We start from the raw sequence: 21,210 nt of genomic DNA, 5'->3' as shown, positions 1-21,210 counted from the left end.
CTGAATTAAACGCAGCCGGTGGGCTTGGGCAGGCCAGCCATCTTGCAGGCGCCTTTGCCGGGGCCGGAGGGGAAAAGTTCGTAGATCTGCTTCAGCTTGTAGCCGGTGGACTTGGAGAGAATACGGACCATGGGGGCAATACCGTTCTTCTTGTAGTAGTCCTGCAGGAAGTCGAGAATCTGCTGGTGAGCTTCGGTGATCTCGGAAATGCCTTCGCTTTCCTTGACGTATTCAGCCCATTCCGGACCCCAATCTTCAAACTTCAGCAGAAAACCGTCTTCATCGATCTCGAAACTTTTACCCTTGAATTCGATCATTGCCATGCTCAATTCCTCCTTAGATGTTGTTCCTCAAAATTTTTCCTTCCGGAAAAAGAGTTTGCAAAGACTCCCCCTATGGGGAAGGACTGTTTTTGTCAATGAGACCCGCCATCCTTCCCCGTCAAGTCAACACTACCGGCCTCTCTAGCAGATAGGGGACTACACTTCAACAGGAAAGACGAAAGTCTATCCGGGGGGACGGCTACTTGAAATCCCGTATAATTATCTGTTCCTTGCGCATTCTGCACCACGTGGGGCGTTCGTCTTCCTCTGCGATGGGACGCTGGCTTGGAGGGCCGACATTGCAAACCCGCTGGCCTTCCACATAGCTGAGCAGCGGGCAATCCGCGCATTTGGTTACGACAAAAATCATTTTCTTTCCGTAGTTTATGAATGTTTATGCCCTAGACGTCGGCGGGCAGGGAGATTTCATGACAGTACTCGTCCCACTCTGCGCAGGCCAGACCGACGGGCTGTTCAAAACTGGCCTGGCAATGGGCGCACAGTATCTTGATGGTTGCATCATTTCCGAACGCTTCCTGCATGGCCTCTTTGGTATGATGCGCCTCGGTCCTGTGTCCGCATTCGGGACAGGTGGCGGAAACGGTGAATTCCTTGGTCACAGAGTTTCTCCTCTTGATGATGGATCTGTATCGGGAATGCCTTATTCATAAGTATTCGCGGCTCGCGCGTCAAAGTCAAATCCCGTTTTTTAAGAAAAGGCCCATGGCATGACGGGCACTTGGCCCGGCGCGAAGCAACCGTCAGCCAGGGTTTTAAAGATATGGTGAAAAGAGCCAGAAAAAGGCGTCTCTGAGCCGCACGGGCAGGGAGCGTCCAGAGAGTTCCTGGCGGGTCACCGGGCGGCTTTTGGCCATGATGGTGTCGAAATGCCGCGTCAGCTGGATGGCCAGGTGCTGATCGAGGACTTCCAGGGTCAGTTCGAAATTGAGCCGCAGGCTGCGGCTGTCCAGATTGGCCGAGCCAAGGTGCACATAGCAGCCGTCCACGAGCATGAGCTTGGTGTGACTGAAGGGGGCCGGCTGGAAGGCAATGTTGATCCCGGCGCGCAGCAGGTCTTCGAGAATGTGGCGGGTGGCCCAATGTACAAACGGGATGTTGTTGCGGCCCGGCAACAGGATCTCGACCGTAACGCCCCTGTACCTGGCCGATTTCAGGGCGCTCAGGAAGGTGCGCGGTGGAAGGAAGTACGGGGTCATGATCCTGATGCTCGACGTGGCGGCGGAGATGATCCCGGTGAGCAGCGTCTTCAGGTAGTCTTCGTCGAAATTGGGTCCGTCGACAACGGTGCGGCACAGGCAGTCCCCGGTTGGTTCCGTGAAGAGTATGGGCGGGTAAATGCGCTCCTTGGTCGCAAAAAACCAGTCATCGACAAAGGTGTCCTGCAACAGGTTCGCGACCGGTCCGTGCACGATGAAATGCATGTCCGTGACCGGCCAGGGCGGTTTTGCGTGCAGGAGATGCTTCTGGCTTATGTTCATGCCGCCCGTGAAACCCAGGCTGCCGTCCACGACCAGCACCTTGCGGTGATTGCGCAAGTTGAAGTGCAGGTCGGGCGGGAAGAGACGAGGCGGGATGAAGAGCGCGTTGGGCACGCCTTTCTTCGTGAGCACCCGGGAAGCCCGGGGCCAGGAGTATTTCTCGCCCACTCCGTCGATGAGGACCCGCACGTCCACCCCGCGGTGCACGGCCCGGGCCAGGGCGTCGATGAATTTGAGGCCAAGATTGTCGGTGTCGAGGATGTACGTGGTCAGATAAATGCTGTGCCGGGCGTCTTCCATGGCCCGCAGCATGACGGGATAGGCCTCGTCTCCGTTGCACAGCGGCTCGACGCAGTTGCCCCCGACCAGCGCCGTGCCGAGGATGTTGTGCCCGACGCGCTCCAGGCGCTGGAATGCGTGGTGCAAGACCGTGGGGTTGATGGCCGCGCTCGGGTACGAGGGGACGGCCTGGGGAACGTCGGCGGACAGGGCGTCCACTTCTTTGCGCATGCGCGATGCGCTGCGCCGGACCCGGTTTACGCCAAAAAGGATGTACAGGATGGGACCGGCCAGGGGGAACGTCAGGCAGACGCCTACCCAGCCCAGGGCCGAGCGGGGGTCGCTTTTGCGCAGCAGCGCGTGACCTGCCGCGCCCAGGGCCAGGGCGGCCAGGAGCAGAAGGCCTATCCAGTTCAGGACATGCATGCCTGGCTCACCTGCGGCGGCAGGGCCGAGCTGCCGCGCGTGTCATGTATCCGCATCCTTTTTCCTGGGCGGGGGTGCTTGCGTGACGCAATCCAGCGGGTCCCCAAGACAGGAATTGAAGATGTCCAGGATGGCCTTGTCCAGATAGGATTCCTCCTTGTAGGTCAGAAAGGCGGAATTGAAGGCTTTGGTCACGGCCGTGATCTTGCGATAGGCAAGGTCGAGCCCTTCGCAATAGGCGTTCAGGGAAGAGATGGCGGCCGTCCATGTTTCCCTGGCCGCTTCGGACAGGGCGGGCGCGGTCTCTTCGAGGCTCTCGATCTCTTCCCTGATGCCGTCTTTGGCGTTGACGATGTGCATGAGGTGCGTGTTCAGATAATGGCACATGCCCCCGGCGGCGTTTCTGAGCACCCGGTTGCGCTGGTCTTCCATGGCCTGGGTGATGTTGTGCGCGATGCCCTCGTAATAGAGCAGGTAACCGGAATCGTCGGTCTTGGCCCGGGCCGTGATGGCCACCTCGATGGAGCGGCCGTCTTTGAGGCGGAAGCGGACATGCTTGTCCGTGACGAACCCTTCTTCATTGATCTGGGCCAGCAGATCTGCCCGCTCGGACAGGTTCTCGTAAAAATCCTTGAGATTGCTGGCCAGGGCTTCCTCGCGGTCGGTGAAGCCGAGCATCTGGATGCCGGCCTCGTTGATGTCGATGAAGGTTCCGTCCGGGGTCACGGAATAGGCCATGTCCTTGGTGCTCTGGAAGAAATCGCGGTATTTTTCCTCGCTGCGGGTCAGGGCGTCCAAGGCTTCCTTTTGCTCGGTGATGTCGCGGATGACGTGGTCGAGGCGGCGGATCGACCTGGTGGTGCAGTAAACCAGGTGCCCTTCATCATGGACCCATTTGATGCGTCCGTTGCTGCTGATGATACGGTATTGCATCTCGCCGAACTCGTCGTCCACCAGTGACCGGTAGTACTTGCTCACCGCCTCCCGGTCTTCGGGATGCACGAAATGCATGAGTTGCATCTCGCCGGCGTTGAAGGCGCGCCTGGGAATGCCGTACAGGGCTTCGGCGGCCGGGTTGATGGCCAGGATCGACTGGTCCGTGGGTGAGAGGGAGACGACCACGTCATTCAAGGCGTGCAGGATGCTTTCCAGCCGGTCCTTGACGCGCTGCAACTCGATGCGGGTCTTGCGGCGCTCGGTGATGTCGGTGATGGCGGCGAGAATGGCCGGGCCTCCGCCGCATTCGACCACGGTCAGCTTCATTTCCACGATGGCGTCTTCGCCGGGCCTCGAAATGGAGAATTCGATCCGGTTTGAGAGGTCGGAAGTGTAGAGCTTGTCGACGCAATGCCGCTCCACCCGTTCCCGGTCGTCAGGAATGACCAGATCCGTGAACGGCTTGCCCAGCAACTCCGTCAGGTTGGCACCGACGATTTCGCAGAACGCGCCGTTGGTGAAGATGATGTTGCCCTCACGCAGAATGAGCACACCGTCGTTGATGTGTCTGACAATGCCCTGGTAGTCGATGCTTTCCTGACAGACGTTCAACAAGTCCGCTTCTTCGAAACAAGATCCGTTCATGCCCCGTGCTCCTGATTCCCGACAGTCTCTTTGAGTGCGCCTGGCCGTCGTTTCCGTCATAGTATGCATTTTGGCCCGGACAGGGCCAGTGATTTTTTGATCATTCATGTTCGACAAAGATGAGTGCGCTCGTATCAAAACCGCGCGCCGCCGCTTTTTTGACGAGCTCGTCCCGGATGCCGTCACTGAGCGTCGGTGTGCGGGCCAGAATCCAGAGGTATGAGGTGTTTGGCCCGCTGACGAGCGCGTATTGGTACTGTTCGTGGTCAAGTTCAAAGACGATGTAGGACCCGTAAAAGGGGCCGAAAAAAGACACCTTCAAATAGCCCTGGTCCGGGCTTTGAACGAAGTATGCCTTTCCTTCGACATCCTTCCATTTTCCTTCCTTTGCGGAGTATCCGCGATTGACCACCTTGACGCCTCCGTCATCCCGGAGCGTGTATTCCGCCGATACCCGGCTCAGCCCGCGTTCGAAGGAATGATCGAGTCTGGCGATTTCGTACCATTTTCCAAGATAGTCATCTAAACGGAAATTTTCCACGGGCCGCACATTCTCCGGCATGCTCACGCATCCGGCGAGAAACAGGGCAAAGAGCATGGTGAAGTTTTTCAGCATTGGGGGGCACCTCCTTGGGAGCGTTACGATTTGCCCGCAGGGGCGGGAGTCCGGCTTGAGCGCGTGGGCGCACGACGTGTGAAGAAGAGAATCGCTGAACAATACCACAACATCAAGCGATTGTCGCCGGGCTGGGGGAAGTTCCGAACGGGCAAGCAATGATCCGTCCGTTCGGATGGAGGTTGCGCCGAATGCGTTCTGCGTCAGGCCGCATATTGCGCGCTCAGGTATTTACGGAGGGCATGTTTGCCTGTAGATGGCGTCATTGGCCGCCAGAAGGCGGAAAATGGATCAACTTCAATCCGTAGACTCCCATGATCAAAAAAATTCTTCTTGCTGTTCTTCTTGTCGTAGTTGTGGCCGGTGCCTTGGTCGGAATCAAGGCCTTGCAGATCAGAAAAATGATCGCCCAGGGCGAATCCTTTGTCATGCCCCCGGCGGTAATCTCCACGGCCAACGCCACCAGCGCGTCCTGGGAGACGGTGTTGCGCGCGGTGGGTTCGGTCACCCCCGTGCAGGGCGTGACCCTGACCGCCGAAATTCCGGGCAAGGTCGTGCGCATCGATTTCGACTCCGGAGAGCGGGTCGAAGCCGGGGAAGTGCTCGTGCAACTGGATGTCTCTCAGGAAAACGCGCAGCTGCGGGCCCTGGAGGCCAGCGAAAATCTGGCCCGCATCAGCTTGAAAAGGATCGAAACCCTTCTGGCTCAGCACTCCACCGCCAAATCCGAGTATGACGTGGCCCTGGCCGAACACCGTCAGATTTTGGCGCAAATGGACGCGCTCAGGGCCGTCATCGCCAAGAAAACAATCCGCGCCCCCTTTGCCGGAACGCTGGGCCTGCGCCATGTGAATCTGGGCCAGAATCTGGGGGATGCCGACAAGGTCGCCACGCTGCAGCGGCTGGACTCCGTTTACGTCGAGTTCGTGCTGCCCCAGCAGCAGGTTGGACAGGTGCGGACCGGTTACACCGTCCGCGTGACCTCCGACGCTCTGCCAGGACAGACCCTGGAAGGCCGCCTCGTGGCCATGGAGCCTTTGGCCGACAGCGCGACCCGCACCGTGCGCATGCAGGCCGTGTTCGACAACCCCGCAGAGATCCTGCGCCCCGGCATGTTCGTGAACGCGGGAGTGGTCCTGCCCGCACGGCAGGACGTGACGCTCGTGCCCGCCACCGCCGTGCTGTTCGCGGCATACAGCGATTCGGTCTTTGTGGTCGAGCAGGCCGAAGGGAACGGCACGCAAGGCCTCGTGCTGCGGCAGCAGTTCGTGACCCTGGGCGAGCGGCGCGGCGATTTCGTGACCGTGACCCGAGGGGTAGCGCCCGGGCAGACCGTCGTCAGCACCGGAGTCTTCAAGTACCGCAACGGCCAGTCCGTGATTGTGGACAATGCCCTGAATCCCGAATTCAAGATCGCGCCCACGCCGGAAAATTCCTGATGCGGGCCAAAACCTTCGAGCAACATTTTCACGCGATCACCCCATGAAATTCACCGATATTTTCATTCGTCGTCCGGTGCTGGCCCTGGTCATCAACCTGCTCATCATCCTCGCCGGGTTGCAGGCGATCTTTTCCCTTTCGGTCCGCCAGTATCCGCGCAGCGACAACGCCATGGTCACCGTGACCACGACCTATGTCGGCGCCAGTGCCGAGCTGGTGCGCGGGTTCATCACCACCCCCCTGGAGCGGGCCATCGCCGCGGCCGACGGCATCGACTACATCCAGTCCCAGAGCGCCCAGAACCTGTCGACCATCAACGTCCGGCTGAAGCTCAACTATGACCCGATCGAGGCCCTGTCCGAGATCAGCGCCAAGGTCGATCAGGTGCGCGGAGATCTCCCGCCCGAGGCCGAGGTGCCCATCCTGAACGTGGAGTCGGCGGACAGCCAGTTCGCCTCGGCCTACCTGAGCTTCACCTCCCCGGATCTGGAGCAGAACCAGATCACGGACTATCTCATGCGCGTGATCCAGCCCCGCCTCTCCGCCCTCTCCGGCGTGCAGCGGGCCGACATTCTGGGCGCGCGGACCTTCGCCATGCGCATCTGGCTCAAGCCCGACCGCATGGCCGCCCTGAACGTGACCCCGGCGGCGGTGCGCCAGGCCCTGGCCGCCAACAACTACCTCTCCGCCCTGGGCCAGACCAAGGGCGAGCTGGTGCAGATCAACCTCACGGCGGATACGGATCTGCGTTCGGCCGATGAATTCAAACAGCTGGCCATCCGCGAGGAGAACGGAGCCGTGGTCCGTCTCGGGGACATCGCGGACGTCGCCCTCGGCGCGGAAGACTACGGCGCGGAGGTACGCTTCACCGGCGAAACCGCAGTCTTCATCGGCGTCTGGCCTTTGCCGAATGCAAACTCCATCGATGTCATCGGTCTGGTGCGCACGGAGATGGAAGCCATCCAGAGCACTCTGCCTTCGGGCATGAAGGGCCGCATCGCCTACGACGCCACGGAATACATCAACAGCGCCATCCACGAGGTTTTGAAGACCCTTGGCGACACGCTGCTTATCGTCGTGGTCATCATTTTTCTGTTCATAGGCTCCTTTCGGGCCGTGCTCATTCCGGTCATCGCCATCCCGCTGTCCCTGATCGGCGCCGTATTCCTGATGCAGATATTCGGGTTCACGGTGAACCTGCTCACGCTCCTGGCTGTGGTGCTGTCCGTGGGGCTTGTGGTCGATGACGCCATCGTGGTCGTCGAGAATGTGGAGCGCCATATTTCCGAGGGGCAAACGCCGCTGGACGCCGCCATTCTTGGCGCGCGCGAGCTGATCGGGCCGCTTATCGCCATGACCATCACCCTGGCCGCGGTCTATGCGCCCATCGGGTTACAGGGCGGACTGACCGGCTCCCTGTTCCGCGAGTTCGCCTTCACCCTGGCCGGGGCCGTGACCATTTCCGGCATCGTGGCCCTGACCCTGTCCCCGCTCATGTCCGCCAAGCTTTTGAAGCCGGGCCTGGAAGAGCATGGACTGGCCGGACGCATTTCGCGTGATTTCGCCCGGCTGCGCCGCTTCTACGGGCGCCTGCTGGATGGGACGCTCAATGCCCGTCCGGCCATGTACCTGATCTGGATCGTCATCAGCGGACTGACCGTGCCCATGTTCATCATGTCGGCCACGGAGCTGGCCCCGTCCGAGGACCAGGGCGTCATCTTCGGCATCCTCGACGCCTCGGCCGATTCGACCCTGGATCAGACCAGCGTGTACGCGGCGGCGGCCAACAAGGTCTTCATGGATACACCGGAGGCCCAGTTCACCTTCCAGGTCACGTTCCCGTCCAGCGGGTTCTGCGGCCTGGTTGTTTCGCCGTGGGAACAGCGGGAGCGGACCGTGGACGAGATTTTGCCCGAAGTGCAAGCCGGCCTCGCCGCCATTCCGGGGATCCAGATGTTTCCGGTCACGCCGCCGGCGCTGCCCGGTGGCGGCGATTTTCCGGTGGAATTCATCCTCGCCTCCACGGCGGATCAGGAAGAGATCCTGAACTTCGCCCGGCAGATCCAGGTCAAGGCCATGCAGAGCGGCATGTTCGCCTTCCCGCCGCTCATCGACGTCAAAATCGACCAGCCCCAGGCCGAACTGGTCATCGACCGCGACAAGGTCGCGGCCATGGGCCTGAGCCTCGCGTCCGTGGGCGGCGACGTCAGCGCCATGATGGGCGGCAACTACGTGAACCGGTTCAACATCGACGGCCGCAGCTACAAGGTCATCCCGCAGGTGCAGCGGGTCGACCGGCTGACTCCGGACCAACTGAGCAACATCCACGTCACCGGACCGGATGGCGTGCTCGTGCCCCTGTCCTCCGTGGCGACCATCAAGGAAACGACCGTGGCCCGTTCCCTGAACCGTTTTCAGCAGCTCAACGCCGTGAAGATCAGCGGTGTGGCCGTCCGTCCCCTGGATGAAGCCCTGCGCTTTCTGGAGGACGAGGCCGTCAAGATTCTGCCCCAGGGCTACGTGCTCGATTACACCGGAGATTCGCGCCAGCTCAGGACCGAAGGCAACAAGTTCCTGACCGCCTTCGGCCTGGCCGTGGTGCTCATTTTTCTGGTGCTGGCCGCGCAATTCAACAGTTTCCGCGATCCCTTCGTCATCCTGGCCGGGTCGGTGCCGCTGGCCGTTTTCGGATCCCTCATCTTCACCTTCCTGAAGATGCCCGACCCGAACGTGGCCTTCTGGACGGCAGGCTGGACCACGACCATGAACATCTATTCCCAGGTCGGCCTGGTCACCCTGGTGGGGCTGGTCTCCAAGAACGGCATCCTCATCGTCGAGTTCGCCAACCAGTTGCAGAAACTCGGGCGTTCCAAGCGCGAGGCCGTGCATGAAGCTGCCCTGACCCGCCTGCGCCCCATTCTGATGACCACGGGTGCGACCATCGCCGGGCACTTCCCCTTGACCCTGGTCACGGGCGCTGGCGCGGCGGCCCGAAATTCCATCGGTCTGGTCCTGGTTGGCGGCATAGCCATCGGCACTTTGTTCACCCTGTTCATCATCCCTTCCATCTACATGCTTGTGGCCCGCGATCACTCCCATGACCGCGAAAAGGACGAGATCGGGCGCAATCTGGAGGGCGGGGATTCTCTGGTGAAATGAAACACCTTCTGCTCGCCTTTGGCTGGGCCGCCTGGGGCGGCCTCCACAGCCTGCTCATCAGCCCCTCCTGGATGCGCCTGGTCTCCGGTCTGTTTCCCCGGCTTTGCCCCTTCTATCGTCTGGCCTACAATGGTTTGGCCGTGCTGACCCTTGTCCCGCTGCTTCTGTTCAAACATTCCCTGGCCGGAGAGGCGCTCTTTGCCTGGAGCGGCGCGCTCGCCCTGCCGCGCTTTGCCCTGCTTGGCGCGGCCCTGTGGCTTTTCTGGGCCGGAGCCAGAGAATATGACCTGAGCGTGGTCGGCGGGCTGGCGCAGTTGCGCTCAAGCTGTTCCTTCGCGGGCAGTCCCTATGCCTCGGAACTGCGCACTTCGGGCATTCTGGGGCGGGTTCGGCATCCCTGGTACGGGGGCGCGCTCCTCGTGCTCTGGACCAACTCGGGGCACTTTGACGCGGCGAATCTGATCACAAGCCTGACGCTTTCCCTCTACGTTCTTGTGGGGGCGTGGCTGGAGGAGCGCAAGCTCGTGCATGTTCACGGGGAGACGTACCGGGCCTATCAGCGCGCAACGCCCATGTTCTTTCCCTGGCCGTGGCGCAAGGACGGGGTGCGATGACGCGCGTCTGGTGGCATCTTTCGGACTACATCAGCCATCGGCGGGCGGGCGAGGCCTACCGGCGGTGTCTGGCCCTGGCCGGATTTAAGATCGTGGACCGGCCCGAGGAGGCCGATCTGGCCGTCGTGCACGAAGATCCCGTTTTCTGGCCACGGATATTCACAGACAATCCCGTGCTGCGCGAGAAGCCGGTGGTCGGTTACGCGGTATGGGAAGGGAGCATCCTGCCCAAGATATACAGGCCCGGACTTGGGCTGGTGCGTGCGGTGTGGACGGCCTCTGCGTTTTCCGCGCAGGCTCTGGGCCAGGGCCATGGGGTGGTGCGGGTGCTGCCGCATGTGGTCGAGGCGGTTGTCCCGACCGACGCGGACCGTACATGGGCGAGGGAAAGACTGGGTGCGGGACGCTATTTTTTTTCCATCGTGGACGCCGTCAACCCGCGCAAGAATCTGGAGGCCCTGCTGCGGGTTTTTGTCCGCGTGCGGGCTGCGGCCGGACCGGATGTTCGCCTGGTGCTCAAGCAGTACCGCAAGAATGTGTCGCTGGATGATTTGCCGGGAGTGATCAGCCTGGGTTCGGATTTGACCGACGGCCGCATGGCCGCCCTGCACGAGGGAGCCCTGGCCTATGTCAGTCCGCACCGTGGCGAGGCCTGGGGGCTCGGCCTGAGCGAGGCCATGAGCCACGGCGTGCCTGTGCTGGCCACGGGCTGGTCCGGGAACATGGAGTTCATGGATGAGCGCAACTCCATTCCCTTGCGCTTTGAATTGGAACCGGTGGGGGAGCGCATGGCCAGGATGCTGCCGCATTTTCGGCCCGGGATGCTCTGGGCCACGGTCGATGAGGAGCATCTGCGGCGGGAAATGCTGCGTCTGATCCGGCGGGGCCAGGATCCGGTCATGTGCGAGCGGGCCCGCGCGGTTGCCGAGCGGTTCTCATCCAGGCGCGTGGCTGGAATTCTGGCCGGGCTGCTTCGTGAGCTGAAGCGGGACTGACTTGTCAGTCCAGGATTCGCCGCGCCCGCCATTTGAAAAGAAGGCGGTGAAGATAGACGGCCGTACCTCGAGGCCGTGGTAACGCATTGCTGAGTGTTTCAGCGGGAAAAAAGAGCAGGTCCAGCAGATGCACCGCACGGGCGTGGGGCGAGAGGGCTTTGACGCAGCCTGCGCAGGTGGTGATGACAATCCGGCCTTGGGCGTGTTCAGCGGTGCCCATGGCCCAGGTTGAGGAGTTTTCCGGCTTCAGGTCGCCCACGGCCCCTCCTTCTCCGCAGCACGGGCTCTGCGACCCGTCATGCCGTGTTTTTTCCACATCCAGGCCCGATCCCTGGGCACATCCCAAAATGATTTCCTGAAGACTTGTCTGGCCGCGAAAAGGGCAGGGCGTATGCACTATGGCCGGGCCGCGCGCGTGCGGCCTCGCGGGGAGCGGATATTCCGCCATCGCCTCGTACACGGTTTTCACGGCAAGGCCGTCGCCATACTGGCTGAACATCTTGAAGCAGTTGGGACAGGCGGCCAGCACCGTGCGTACTCCGCGCGCCAGAAAGCGCGTGCGCAGCTCCCCGAAATGCTGTTCAAAAAAATCCTGGCGGCCCAGGTCGTGGGACGGCTTGAAACAGCAGTCCAGGGCCAGGCCCAGACCCGGCACGCATTTTTGCAGGTGCAGGAACAGCGCTATCGCCGTGGCCGGGCTGGTTCCTGGAAAAGTGCAGCCGGGGAAAAAGACCGTATCCCCTCCGGGAGGCAGCCTGAAGGCCCGAAAGAGCCGGGATGCGCCCAGCGCTTCGTAATTCAGCAGCGCGCGATACGGACTCAGGCTGACGCGTCCGGCATCCAGCGCCGCCCTGCGCATGGACAGAAAAAAATCCGACAGCGGCAGATGCATGGGACAGAAGGTTTCGCACAGTCCGCACAGGCTGCACTCAAAGGCCAGGGCGCGGCCTTGGCCCTTGCCCAGCAATAGGTCGGCCATGAGCTTGGGCGTGCCGTGCTCCCGCAGGAATGCGCAGCGGGTCTGACAGGCCCTGCACTCGGTGCATTCCGAGGAGATGCGCTCGGCCAGGGCGGTCAGTGGCGGCGGCAGGGGCGTTGATTTCATGAGCTTAGCTCAGGAAGTTCTTGATCCCGGTAAACACGATCTGGGCCGCCATGGCCGAGAGGACCAGGCCCGTGATCTTGGTCATGACGGACAGGCCCACGGAACCGAGGAGCTTCTTCAGGGGGCGTGCCGAGCGCAGCAGAATTCCCACGGACAGGCAGGAACAGACCAGGGCCCCCGCGCCCACTGCCCGCTCCGTGGGGCCGCCCAGCTCCGCGCCGAGGATGAGTAGCGTACCGATGGTGGCCGGGCCCACGGTGATGGGGATGGCCAGGGGAACCACGGCGAAGTCCACGTCCGGGGCCGCCTCCTGGCTGGTGCGTTTGCCCGAGACCAGGGACACGGCCGACAGGAACAAAAGGCTGCCCGCGCCGATGCGGAACCCATCCAGGGTAATGCCCAGAGTCGAGAAGATGGGGTTGCCCGCGAAATAGAGGATGAGGCTGATGACCATGACGGCCATGGTCGTGCGGATGGCCACGAGGCGCTGCTCGGCCTTGGTCATGTGCTCGGTCATGGACAAAAAGACGGTCAGGACGAAAAAGGGCGTGAGCAGAAAGAAGAGCTTCATGCTCAGGCTGATGAAAAGAGTGATCATGGCTGTATCCGTTTGCGCCGCGCGGCGCTGCTGTTCGTGTCGGTTCCGGCCGGATGCCGGAACGAGCCGTCCTTAGGCCTGTGGGCGTCCAAAGGCAAGAGCCGGGTTCCACGCTACTCGCATTATCTCCGCGTGGCCAGCACGATGCCGCCGAGGATGCAGCCCGCGCTGAGCAGATGAATGAGCCCCATGGGTTCCCCCAGAAAGAGAAAGGCCATGACACCGCTGAAAAGGGGCAGGCTGTAGTAGATCAGCCCGGCCAAGGATGGACCGATGGATGCCACGGCGCTGTTCCACATGGCATAGGCGGCCAGTGACGCGCCGAGCCCGACATAGAGTATGGCCCCCGCCGCGCCGAGGGTGATGGTCGGCGCTCCGGCGGTGAGCAGTTCCCATCCGGTCCAAGGAGCCAGAAAAACGATGCCGACGCCGAAAAGGGTCAGCAAAAAGACGGGCTGGCTCAGCCCTCCGGGAAAGCGGCGCACCAGGATGCTGTAGCCCGCGAAAATGACGGCGGCCAGGCTCATCCACAGATCTCCGATGGCAAAATCAAGGCCCGTCAGACGGCCCAGGTCGCCGCCGGTGATGAGCAGCAGCACGCCCCCGAGGGCGAAGGTCAGGCCGAGCATTTTGCGGGTGGTCAGTCGTTCGTGGAGAAATATCCGGGCCAGAAGGATGATGAAGACCGGCGTGGACGTGGCAATGAGCGACAGGTTCAGGGTCGAGGTGGTGTGGGCCGCCTTGTAGAGCAGGGCGTTGAAGGTCGTGACGCCGAGGAGCGCCATGGGAATCATGGCCGGCATGCTCCTGCGGATGGCCGCGCGCTCCGCCCACGCGGCGCGCCAGGCGAAGGGTAACAAACCCACAAAGGCCGTGGCCCAGCGCAGCATGGAGAGGGTGGCGGGTTCGATGCTCTGATTCAGGCTGCGGGCCACGATGAAATTGCCGGACCAGATGACCGTCGCGCCCAGGGCGAAGAGGATGCCCTGCAGGGATTTTGAAGAAGTCGAATGTTTCATGAGCGTGGGGTAAGAGGATGACAAAAAGAAATACCCCAAGCTTCTGCAAACTTGGGGGAATTGTCGAGGTTTAGTTGCGCCGTATCAAGGCGTCAGCGTGAAGGGATTACTGCTTGGCCGGGGTGTGCGCGTTGTGGTCCATCGGAGCTTGTCCGGCAGTGCCATTATCCGCGCCGTGCTGCATTCCACCCATCATACCCTTGCCGCCCATCATGCCCATTCCGCCGCCCATTCCTTTTCCGCCCATCATGGGGCATCCCTTGCCGCCCATCATGCCCTTTCCGCCCATGGGCACGATTCCTTCCTTGGCCATTTGCTTATGCATCTTGACTTGTTCGGCATAGATCTTGGCGTTCAAGGCGTTGATCTCGGAAGTCAGGGCCTCGACCTTCTTGTCATCGGCCTTTTCGCCGAACAGAATGGCGTTCAGTTCGGATTCCTTGGCGAAGACCTGCTTTTTCAGGTCCGCCGTGGCCGTCGCGAAATCCGCGTGCAGCTTCTGCATTGTGGCGTGTTTTTCCGGGGTCATGTTTCCCATGCCGTCCATCATGCCCTGAGCGGAAGCAAGGCCAGCGAAGGCGGTGACAAAGGCCAGGGTAAGCATGGTGGCAATGGCGTTACGGTACGTTTTCATGAGAAGTCTCCTTTTGGATGTTTATGGTTTATTAAGCCTTGCATTCAGATAAACAAGGCATTGTCGACGATTTTGTCTGCCGTGAGGTCTGGTGGCATGTCGGTTAGAGTATGGATTTGAGGGTGTTGTATTCTTCGATGGTGATCTCGCCCTTGGCCAGCCGCAATTTCAAAATTTCCAGGGAGTCGGATCTGTCGGCGGCGGAGCTTCCCTCGCGCCGGTTTCTGAGCATCGTCCAGATCAGGACGCCCAGTCCCACCAAAAGCAGGATGCCCCACAGGGAGTGTCCCATCATCCACCCCCCAAGCAAGGGGTAACTTCCGCAATTCCACATGGTGTTCCCTCCACATATACTTCGTTGCTGTACATCTTCTCTAAGGCAAGGGCCGTGCCAGGAAATGGGAGCTATTTTATCTAGCTGAAATTTAATGATTTTATTTGATTTTGGTGGGATTGCGCAGAGTGCGCGTTGGTGGAAGGCGGGTAAAGATGTGACAGTATTCTGGACAACATGGGTAAAACGGTTACAGGTTGAGCCGAGAGGTCACTCATGAACATGTACGCAGACAGAATGAAGCGGACACGGGTAAATCCGTGGCTGGTGGCGGGGATGACGGTCATTCTTGGACTGGCGGTGTCGTTTTTCGCGGTGCGCAACGTCCAGCGCGAGAGGGAGCACATGGTCCGGGGCTATCTGGAGCATGCCGAGTCCCTGTTCTGGGCGCTGGAGGCGGGAACCCGCATAGGGATGGGCATGCACGGCAGCGCAGGCTATTTTCAGTCTCTGGTGGAGGAGACGGCCAAACAGCACGGCATCGTCTATCTGGCCGTGACCGATGCCAAGGGACTCGTCCTGGCCCACAGCGACGCGGCCCGGATCGGGTCGGTTCTTCATCCCCCGGAAGCCATGTCCGCCCGGACCCTGAGCGAAGAGCGGCAGGGGCATTTTCAGGAGGTGGAAGGCGGTCGGGTTTTCGAGGTCTATAAAAAATTTGCGCCCCTGCCGGGGGTTCATCACTCCATGTGGTGCCCGCCCCGCAACGGGGGAATGGGCGCGATGGGCATGATGCGGCCCCCGGCCCAAGGCGAGGGCGATCATGATCCGTCCGTCATCTTTGTCGGCCTGGATGTGCGCCCCCTGGAGGAGGCCGTGGCCGGCGAGCTCCGCACTAACGTGGTGATAACTGTGCTCGTGCTGTTCATGGGTCTGGGCGGTTTCGCTTCGCTTTTCTGGGCCCAGCATTACCGCCTCTCCCGGCGTCAGTTGCGGGACACCCAGGCCTTCGCTTCTGAGGTGGTGAGGTGCCTGCCCCTGGGTCTGCTCAGCACCGATCCCGATGGGCGGGTGGTCCTGTCCAACGGCGGGGCGTCGGCCCTCTTTGGGCTGGACAGGGACGCCATGTCGGGCATGCTTCTGGATGGTCTCGGAGGCTTGGATTGGGGCGGGATCATGGCCGAGCTGGCAGACAAGGGCACGGTGCCGGAGCGAGAAGTGACCCTTGTCGCGGGACCGGGCAAACGGGTCCCGGTCAATCTGGGCGCGTCCCGTATCGTCACCAGCGATGACGACTTCGTGGGCTATCTCTTCTTGCTGCGCGATCTGGGCGAAATTCGACGCCTGCAGGAGCAGGTCCGGCGCAACGAGCGCCTGACGGCCCTGGGCAATCTGGCCGCCGGGGTGGCCCACGAGATCAGAAATCCGCTCAGCTCCATCAAGGGCTTTGCCACCTATCTTGCCGGCAAGGTTCAGGGGCAGGACCAGGACGCGGCGCGGGCCATGATCCAGGAAACGGACCGCCTGAACCGCGTGGTTTCGGAGCTGCTGGAGTTCGCCCGGCCCGGAGAGATGAAGCTGCGCGACGAGGATCTGGCGCAGGTCGTGGAGCGGGCCCTGCGTCTGGTCCGCGCCGACGTGACGGCCAAGAACGTTGCGGTGCATTTTGAGCAGGCGGGGACCTTGCCCCGCGTCCCGCTGGACCCCGAGCGTTTTACCCAGGCGCTCCTCAACCTGTTCCTCAATGCCGTGCAGGCCATGGACCAGGGCGGGACGCTGCGGATCACGGCGGCCCAGGAGCCGGATGCCGGAGGCGTGGCCCTGCGCATCGCGGACACGGGCCATGGCATGGCGGCGGAGCTTGTGCCGGACATTTTCAATCCCTATTTCACGACCAAAAGTTCGGGCACGGGTCTGGGCCTGGCCATCGTGCACCGCATCATCGAAGCCCACGGCGGCGAAATCAAGGTGGAAAGCGTCGTGGGCCAGGGCACGGTTTTCACCCTCATGCTGCCCACGACCGGGAGGCGGTCATGAAACCATCCAAAATTACCATCCTCATCGTTGACGATGACTCCGGTCACCGGGGCATGCTGCGCACTCTGTTGGCCGATTGGGGCTTCGTCCCGCATGAGATCGAGAGTGGAGAGGCGGCCGTGTCCCTGTGCCGGGAGCGGGCCTTCGACCTCATCCTCATGGACGTGCGCATGGCCGGGATTTCCGGCATCGAAGCACTCAAGGAGATCAAGGCCTACAATCCGGCCATCCCCATCCTGATCATGACCGCTTATTCCAATGTGGAAACAGCGGTGGAGGCCATCAAGGCCGGGGCCTACGACTACCTGACCAAACCCCTGGACTTCGACGACCTGCGCCTGACCCTGGATCGGGCCCTGGACCATGCGGCCCTGCGCGACGAAAACAAGGCCCTGCGCCAGACCCTGTCCGCGTCCTTCGATTCCGGCGGGATCATCGGCCAGAGTCCGGCCATGCACCGGCTCATGGACATGCTGGCCACCATCGCCCCATCCGAGGCCACGATCATGGTCACTGGCGAGTCGGGCACGGGCAAGGAGCTCATCGCCAGGGCCGTCCACGCCAACAGCCCTCGCCGCAAGGGACCCTACGTCGCCGTGAACTGCGCGGCCCTGACCGAAACCCTGCTCGAATCCGAGCTCTTCGGCCACGAGAAGGGCGCCTTCACCGGAGCCGACCGGAGGCGGGAGGGGCGCTTTCTGGCGGCGGACAAGGGGACCATCTTTCTGGACGAGATCGGGGAGATGCCCCTGTCCATGCAGGTCAAGCTTTTGCGCGTCATTCAGGAGCGCGAAATTCAGCGCGTGGGCGGGGACCAGACCATCAAGGTCGATGTGCGCATCGTGGCCGCCACCAACCGCGACCTCCTGGCCGAGGTGGAGGCGGGGCGCTTTCGCCAGGATCTCTACTACCGCCTGAACGTGGTCGCCCTGGCCCTGCCCCCGCTGCGCGAACGGGAGGAGGATATTCCGCTCCTGGCCTCGCACTTTCTGACCGGGTTTGCCGTCAAGAACGGCAAGCGCATCAAGGGTTTTACCCCCGAGGCCATGGACCGCCTGCTCAAACATCAGTGGCCCGGCAACGTGCGGGAGCTGGAGAACGCCGTGGAGCGGGCCGTGGTCCTGGCCCGGGGCGAATACGTCAGCGAGCGCGAGCTGCCGCCCGCATTGTCCGGCGGCGCGGGGGAGGGCAGACCGGAGGGCGGATTCGCCAACCTGACCCTTGAGGAGTTGGAGCGCCTGGCCATCCTCGACGCATTGGAAGCGGCCGGCGGAAACAAGAGCGAGGCCGCCCGCCGCCTGGGCATCACCAGAAAGACCATGCACGCCAAATTGGCCAAGTACGGAGAGTGAGTGGAATTTTGTCTGCCCGACCCGGACGGCAGCATCGCCTGAGCGCAACTCAGTGCGAAAACGTATTTTTTGATCCAGCTCAAAGATGCCTTCCGGCAACCTGCATAGAGAGGTCTCAACGACAACAAAACTCTCATGGAGGTTGAACCATGTTTTGCAATCAGTGTGAACAGACTGCCAAGGGCAAAGGCTGCGACAAAATCGGCGTGTGCGGGAAGACTCCCGAAGTGGCGGCGCTGCAGGATCTTTTGACCCATTCCGTCAAGGGCCTGTCCCTTTACGCCCATGCCGGCCGCAAGGTGGGCGTGGTTGATAATGAAGTGAACCGCTTCTCCTGCGAAGCCATCTTCTCGACCCTGACCAATGTGGACTTCGATCCGGCCCGCTTCGTGGCCATGATCGAGCGCTGCGACGCCCTGAAGGAGCGTTTGAAGACGAAGGTCAAGGCCGCCGGCGGCCAGGTCTCCTTCGGAAGCGAACCCGAACCCGGCTTCCTGACCAAAGTGGCCCGCGTGATCCTGGGCGGCGGACAGCCCGATTTCACCAAGCACCCTGAAATTTCCTTCACCGCCGCGGGCACGACGCAGCTGGTGCCCATGGGCGAGAAGGTCGGCTTCGCGCCGAGGCCCGACGTCAACGCGGATCTCGAATCCCTGCGCCAGATCCTGACCTACGGCCTGCGCGGCGTGGCCGCTTATGCGGATCACGCGGCCATATTGGGCCAGGAGTCCGACGAGGTCTATGACTTCATCCATGAAGCCATGGCCGCCACCCTGGACCAGAGTCTGGGACTCGATGAGCTGATCGGGCTGTGTCTGGGCTGCGGCAAGGCCAACCTGAAGGCCATGGAACTCCTGGATGCCGCCAACACCGGCTCCTACGGCCACCCCGTCCCGACCGAAGTCCCGCTGGGACCCAAAAAGGGCAAGGCCATCCTGGTCTCCGGCCATGACCTGAAAGACCTCGGCATGCTGCTGGAGCAGACCGCCGGCAAGGGCATCAACATCTATACCCACGGCGAGATGTTGCCTTGCCACGGCTATCCGGAACTCAAAAAGCACCCGCATTTCCACGGTCACTACGGCACCGCCTGGCAGAACCAGCAGAAGGAATTCGCCGAGTTCCCCGGCGCGATCCTCATGACCACCAACTGCATCCAGAATCCGGTCGAGTCCTACAAGGGCAACATCTTCACTACCGGCCTGGTCGGCTGGCCCGGCGTGACCCACGTGAGCAAGGATTTCTCCAAGGTTATCGAGAAGGCCCTGGTCATGCCCGGCTTCGCCAAGGATGAGGACAAGGGCTCCGTGCTGACCGGGTTTGCCCGCAATGCGGTCATGAACGTAGCCGGAACGGTCATCGACGCGGTCAAGAGCGGCGCCATCCGTCACTTCTTCCTGGTTGCCGGCTGCGACGGCGCCAAGCCCGGCCGCAACTATTACACCGAGTTCGTGGAGAAGGTTCCGCAGGATTGCGTGGTCCTGACCCTGGCCTGCGGCAAGTTCCGCTTCTTTGACAAGAAGCTGGGCGACATCGGCGGCATTCCGCGACTCCTGGACATCGGCCAGTGCAACGATGCCTACTCGGCCATCCAGATCGCGGTGGCTCTGGCCGGTGCCTTCAATTGCGGCGTGAACGACCTGCCTCTGTCCATGGTCCTGTCCTGGTACGAGCAGAAGGCCGTGGCCATCCTGCTGACGCTCCTGCATCTGGGCATCAAGGGCATCCGCCTCGGACCCAGCCTGCCCGCCTTCATCACCCCGAACGTGCTGCAGGTCCTGGTCGACACCTTCGACATCAAGCCCATCACCACCCCCGATGCGGACTTGAAGGCCATCCTCGGCTGATTTTCCTCCCTCCGGAAAACGCGAAAACCCCAGGTCCAAAGGACCCGGGGTTTTCGCGTTTTCGAACGGATGCGCAGCGCCTTCGCTTTTTTTTGGCTTCCCGACGGATCACGCCTTCTCGGTACGGATGCACTGCACGAAGGCCAGGGACACGAGGCTCAGCACCGCGCCGCCCACGAAGGGGATGCGGTAGTCCACCATCCAGAGCAGGCCACCCGTGATGGGGATGACCACGGCCGCGATGTGGTTGATGGTGAAACCCACGGCCATGCTCGGCGCGATGTCGCGCGGGTCGGCGATCTTCTGGAAAAAGGAGCGGATGGCCATGGCGAAATTGTAGAAGATGTGGTCCAGGATATAGAGAACGGCCACCATGAGCTTGCTGTCGGTCACGGCGTAGCCGAGAAAGACGAAGAACAGGGCCGTGTACTCCAGAGACAGCACCTTGCGTTCTCCGAAGCGGTTCACAGCCCGGCCGATCATGGGGCTCAGGAAGGAGTTCACGGCGTTGTTGAGCATGAACAGCAGCGTGATCTCGGTGATTGTGTATCCAAATTTCGAGACCATCAGGAACACGGCGAAGGCCACGAAAATCTGCCGCCGGGAGCCGGACAAAAAGGTCAGCACGTAAAAGAGCCAGTAGCGGCGGCGCAGGACCATGTTCTTGCGTTGCAGCGGCAGGTCCGTGCGTGTCGGTTTGGCCAGCAGGAAGAGGCTGGCCGCGGCCATGATGAAGATGCCGAGCAGCATGTACAGGGTCTGGTAGCCGGCATGGTTCACGGCCACCAGAAAGACGAGGCCGATGGCGATATTGGCCATGGAACCCGCCGCGCGCAGGCGGCCCATTACCACCGGGCTCTGGGTGACGCTGAAGTACTGCAGGGTCAGGGATTGGCTTAAAGTCTCATAGTAGTGGAACCCGAAGGACATGACCAGGGTGGCCAGGACCAGGCCGCCGTAGCTTGGCATCATGCCCGTCAGCATCACGCCCAGCCCCATGACCATGAGCGATAGCACGGCCAGACGGTGCTCGCGCACGAAGACCAGAAGGTAGACGACCAGCAGAGCCAGAAATCCCGGCACCTCGCGTAGCCCCTGAATCATCCCCATCTGCTGACCCGTGACCTGCGCCACCTCCACCGCGTAGTTATTGAAAAGCGTGCGCCAACCCTGGAACCCCAGGGCGCTCAATACGGCCAAGGCGATGAGGAACAGGTACATGGGCCTGTTTTGTGGAGAGTTCATGGACGTATCCCGAAGCGCCGCAGGGCGCTGATGGTTGCTGAGTTACGTGACCGAAAGTCGTGGAGCAGGACAGGACGCATGGCCGACGCAACGGCATGAGACGGTTGACGGCGGGTGTCAAGTTCGGAAGGGGGGGGGCGGCGGTTTGCCTTTGTCTCTTCCATGCG

The 21,210-nt window shown here is 61.7% G+C and carries 19 protein-coding genes; 7 read left to right on the top strand and 12 right to left on the bottom strand.

What is annotated here, in order from left to right:
* Positions 1-5 precede the first annotated feature (5 nt).
* The 6 genes from DBAC_RS14805 to DBAC_RS14785 all read right to left on the bottom strand — a co-directional run bounded on the left by DBAC_RS14805 (position 6) and on the right by DBAC_RS14785 (position 4,724).
* Complete coding sequence (locus tag DBAC_RS14805; protein WP_015775122.1) at positions 6-323, bottom strand: TusE/DsrC/DsvC family sulfur relay protein; 318 nt, start codon at positions 321-323, stop codon at positions 6-8.
* 199 nt (positions 324-522) lie between these two features.
* On the bottom strand, positions 523-693 hold the full coding sequence (locus DBAC_RS19410) for a hypothetical protein (protein ID WP_015775121.1): 171 nt from the start codon (positions 691-693) through the stop codon (positions 523-525).
* A 31-nt stretch (positions 694-724) separates the two neighbouring features.
* Positions 725-943, bottom strand: a complete 219-nt coding sequence (locus tag DBAC_RS14800; protein WP_015775120.1) for a hypothetical protein — start codon at positions 941-943, stop codon at positions 725-727.
* A gap of 153 nt (positions 944-1,096) precedes the next feature.
* Positions 1,097-2,527: a cardiolipin synthase gene (gene cls / locus DBAC_RS14795; RefSeq protein ID WP_015775119.1), complete on the bottom strand. Its 1,431-nt coding sequence runs from the start codon at positions 2,525-2,527 to the stop codon at positions 1,097-1,099.
* Positions 2,528-2,569: 42 nt separating this feature from the next.
* On the bottom strand, positions 2,570-4,108 hold the full coding sequence (locus tag DBAC_RS14790; protein WP_015775118.1) for a PAS domain-containing protein: 1,539 nt from the start codon (positions 4,106-4,108) through the stop codon (positions 2,570-2,572).
* A gap of 100 nt (positions 4,109-4,208) precedes the next feature.
* Complete coding sequence (locus tag DBAC_RS14785) at positions 4,209-4,724, bottom strand: lipocalin family protein (RefSeq protein WP_015775117.1); 516 nt, start codon at positions 4,722-4,724, stop codon at positions 4,209-4,211.
* A 314-nt stretch (positions 4,725-5,038) separates the two neighbouring features.
* Here DBAC_RS14785 and DBAC_RS14780 point away from each other — a divergent pair, with 314 nt between their 5' ends.
* Genes DBAC_RS14780 through DBAC_RS14765 form a run of 4 tightly spaced genes read left to right on the top strand, consistent with a single transcriptional unit; the run spans position 5,039 to position 10,932 of the window.
* On the top strand, positions 5,039-6,163 hold the full coding sequence (locus DBAC_RS14780; protein ID WP_015775116.1) for an efflux RND transporter periplasmic adaptor subunit: 1,125 nt from the start codon (positions 5,039-5,041) through the stop codon (positions 6,161-6,163).
* A 43-nt stretch (positions 6,164-6,206) separates the two neighbouring features.
* Positions 6,207-9,323 carry an efflux RND transporter permease subunit gene (locus tag DBAC_RS14775; RefSeq protein ID WP_015775115.1) on the top strand — a complete coding sequence of 1,039 codons (3,117 nt, stop codon included), beginning with the start codon at positions 6,207-6,209 and terminating at the stop codon, positions 9,321-9,323.
* Positions 9,320-9,937, top strand: coding sequence for a methyltransferase family protein (locus tag DBAC_RS14770; RefSeq protein ID WP_015775114.1), 618 nt, complete (start codon positions 9,320-9,322; stop codon positions 9,935-9,937). Before DBAC_RS14775 ends, DBAC_RS14770 begins: the two co-directional genes overlap by 4 nt.
* Complete coding sequence (locus DBAC_RS14765; RefSeq protein WP_015775113.1) at positions 9,934-10,932, top strand: glycosyltransferase; 999 nt, start codon at positions 9,934-9,936, stop codon at positions 10,930-10,932. The genes DBAC_RS14770 and DBAC_RS14765 overlap by 4 nt, the downstream gene beginning before the upstream one ends.
* Before the next feature lie 4 nt (positions 10,933-10,936).
* Here the strand turns inward: DBAC_RS14765 and DBAC_RS14760 are convergent, their stop codons facing one another.
* From DBAC_RS14760 to DBAC_RS14740, 5 genes are all read right to left on the bottom strand, one after another.
* Positions 10,937-12,037: a 4Fe-4S dicluster domain-containing protein gene (locus tag DBAC_RS14760; protein ID WP_015775112.1), complete on the bottom strand. Its 1,101-nt coding sequence runs from the start codon at positions 12,035-12,037 to the stop codon at positions 10,937-10,939.
* Between the two features lie 4 nt (positions 12,038-12,041).
* A complete protein-coding gene (locus tag DBAC_RS14755) occupies positions 12,042-12,635 on the bottom strand; it encodes a MarC family protein (protein ID WP_015775111.1) in 594 nt (197 codons plus the stop codon).
* Positions 12,636-12,757: 122 nt separating this feature from the next.
* Entirely contained in the window at positions 12,758-13,654 is an 897-nt protein-coding gene (locus DBAC_RS14750) for a DMT family transporter (protein ID WP_015775110.1), read from the bottom strand.
* Positions 13,655-13,760: 106 nt separating this feature from the next.
* Positions 13,761-14,288, bottom strand: coding sequence for a periplasmic heavy metal sensor (locus DBAC_RS14745; RefSeq protein ID WP_015775109.1), 528 nt, complete (start codon positions 14,286-14,288; stop codon positions 13,761-13,763).
* A 103-nt stretch (positions 14,289-14,391) separates the two neighbouring features.
* On the bottom strand, positions 14,392-14,622 hold the full coding sequence (locus DBAC_RS14740; RefSeq protein ID WP_015775108.1) for an SHOCT domain-containing protein: 231 nt from the start codon (positions 14,620-14,622) through the stop codon (positions 14,392-14,394).
* Between the two features lie 216 nt (positions 14,623-14,838).
* On the opposite strand from DBAC_RS14740, the gene DBAC_RS14735 reads away from it, so the two are divergent.
* From DBAC_RS14735 to hcp, 3 genes are all read left to right on the top strand, one after another.
* Complete coding sequence (locus DBAC_RS14735) at positions 14,839-16,599, top strand: ATP-binding protein (RefSeq protein WP_015775107.1); 1,761 nt, start codon at positions 14,839-14,841, stop codon at positions 16,597-16,599.
* Complete coding sequence (locus tag DBAC_RS14730) at positions 16,596-17,951, top strand: sigma-54-dependent transcriptional regulator (protein ID WP_015775106.1); 1,356 nt, start codon at positions 16,596-16,598, stop codon at positions 17,949-17,951. The genes DBAC_RS14735 and DBAC_RS14730 overlap by 4 nt, the downstream gene beginning before the upstream one ends.
* Positions 17,952-18,100: 149 nt before the next feature.
* Positions 18,101-19,798, top strand: coding sequence for a hydroxylamine reductase (gene hcp, locus DBAC_RS14725; RefSeq protein ID WP_015775105.1), 1,698 nt, complete (start codon positions 18,101-18,103; stop codon positions 19,796-19,798).
* A 108-nt stretch (positions 19,799-19,906) separates the two neighbouring features.
* Here the strand turns inward: hcp and DBAC_RS14720 are convergent, their stop codons facing one another.
* The gene (locus tag DBAC_RS14720) at positions 19,907-21,043 is read right to left on the bottom strand and encodes an MFS transporter (protein ID WP_015775104.1); all 1,137 of its coding nucleotides are present in this window, start codon (positions 21,041-21,043) and stop codon (positions 19,907-19,909) included.
* Positions 21,044-21,210 lie beyond the last annotated feature (167 nt).

The sequence above is a fragment of the Desulfomicrobium baculatum DSM 4028 genome, assembly GCF_000023225.1.
Lineage (GTDB): Bacteria > Desulfobacterota > Desulfovibrionia > Desulfovibrionales > Desulfomicrobiaceae > Desulfomicrobium > Desulfomicrobium baculatum.
Note: the sequence above shows the minus strand (reverse complement) of the source record. Positions and strands in the feature narration are given on the sequence as shown.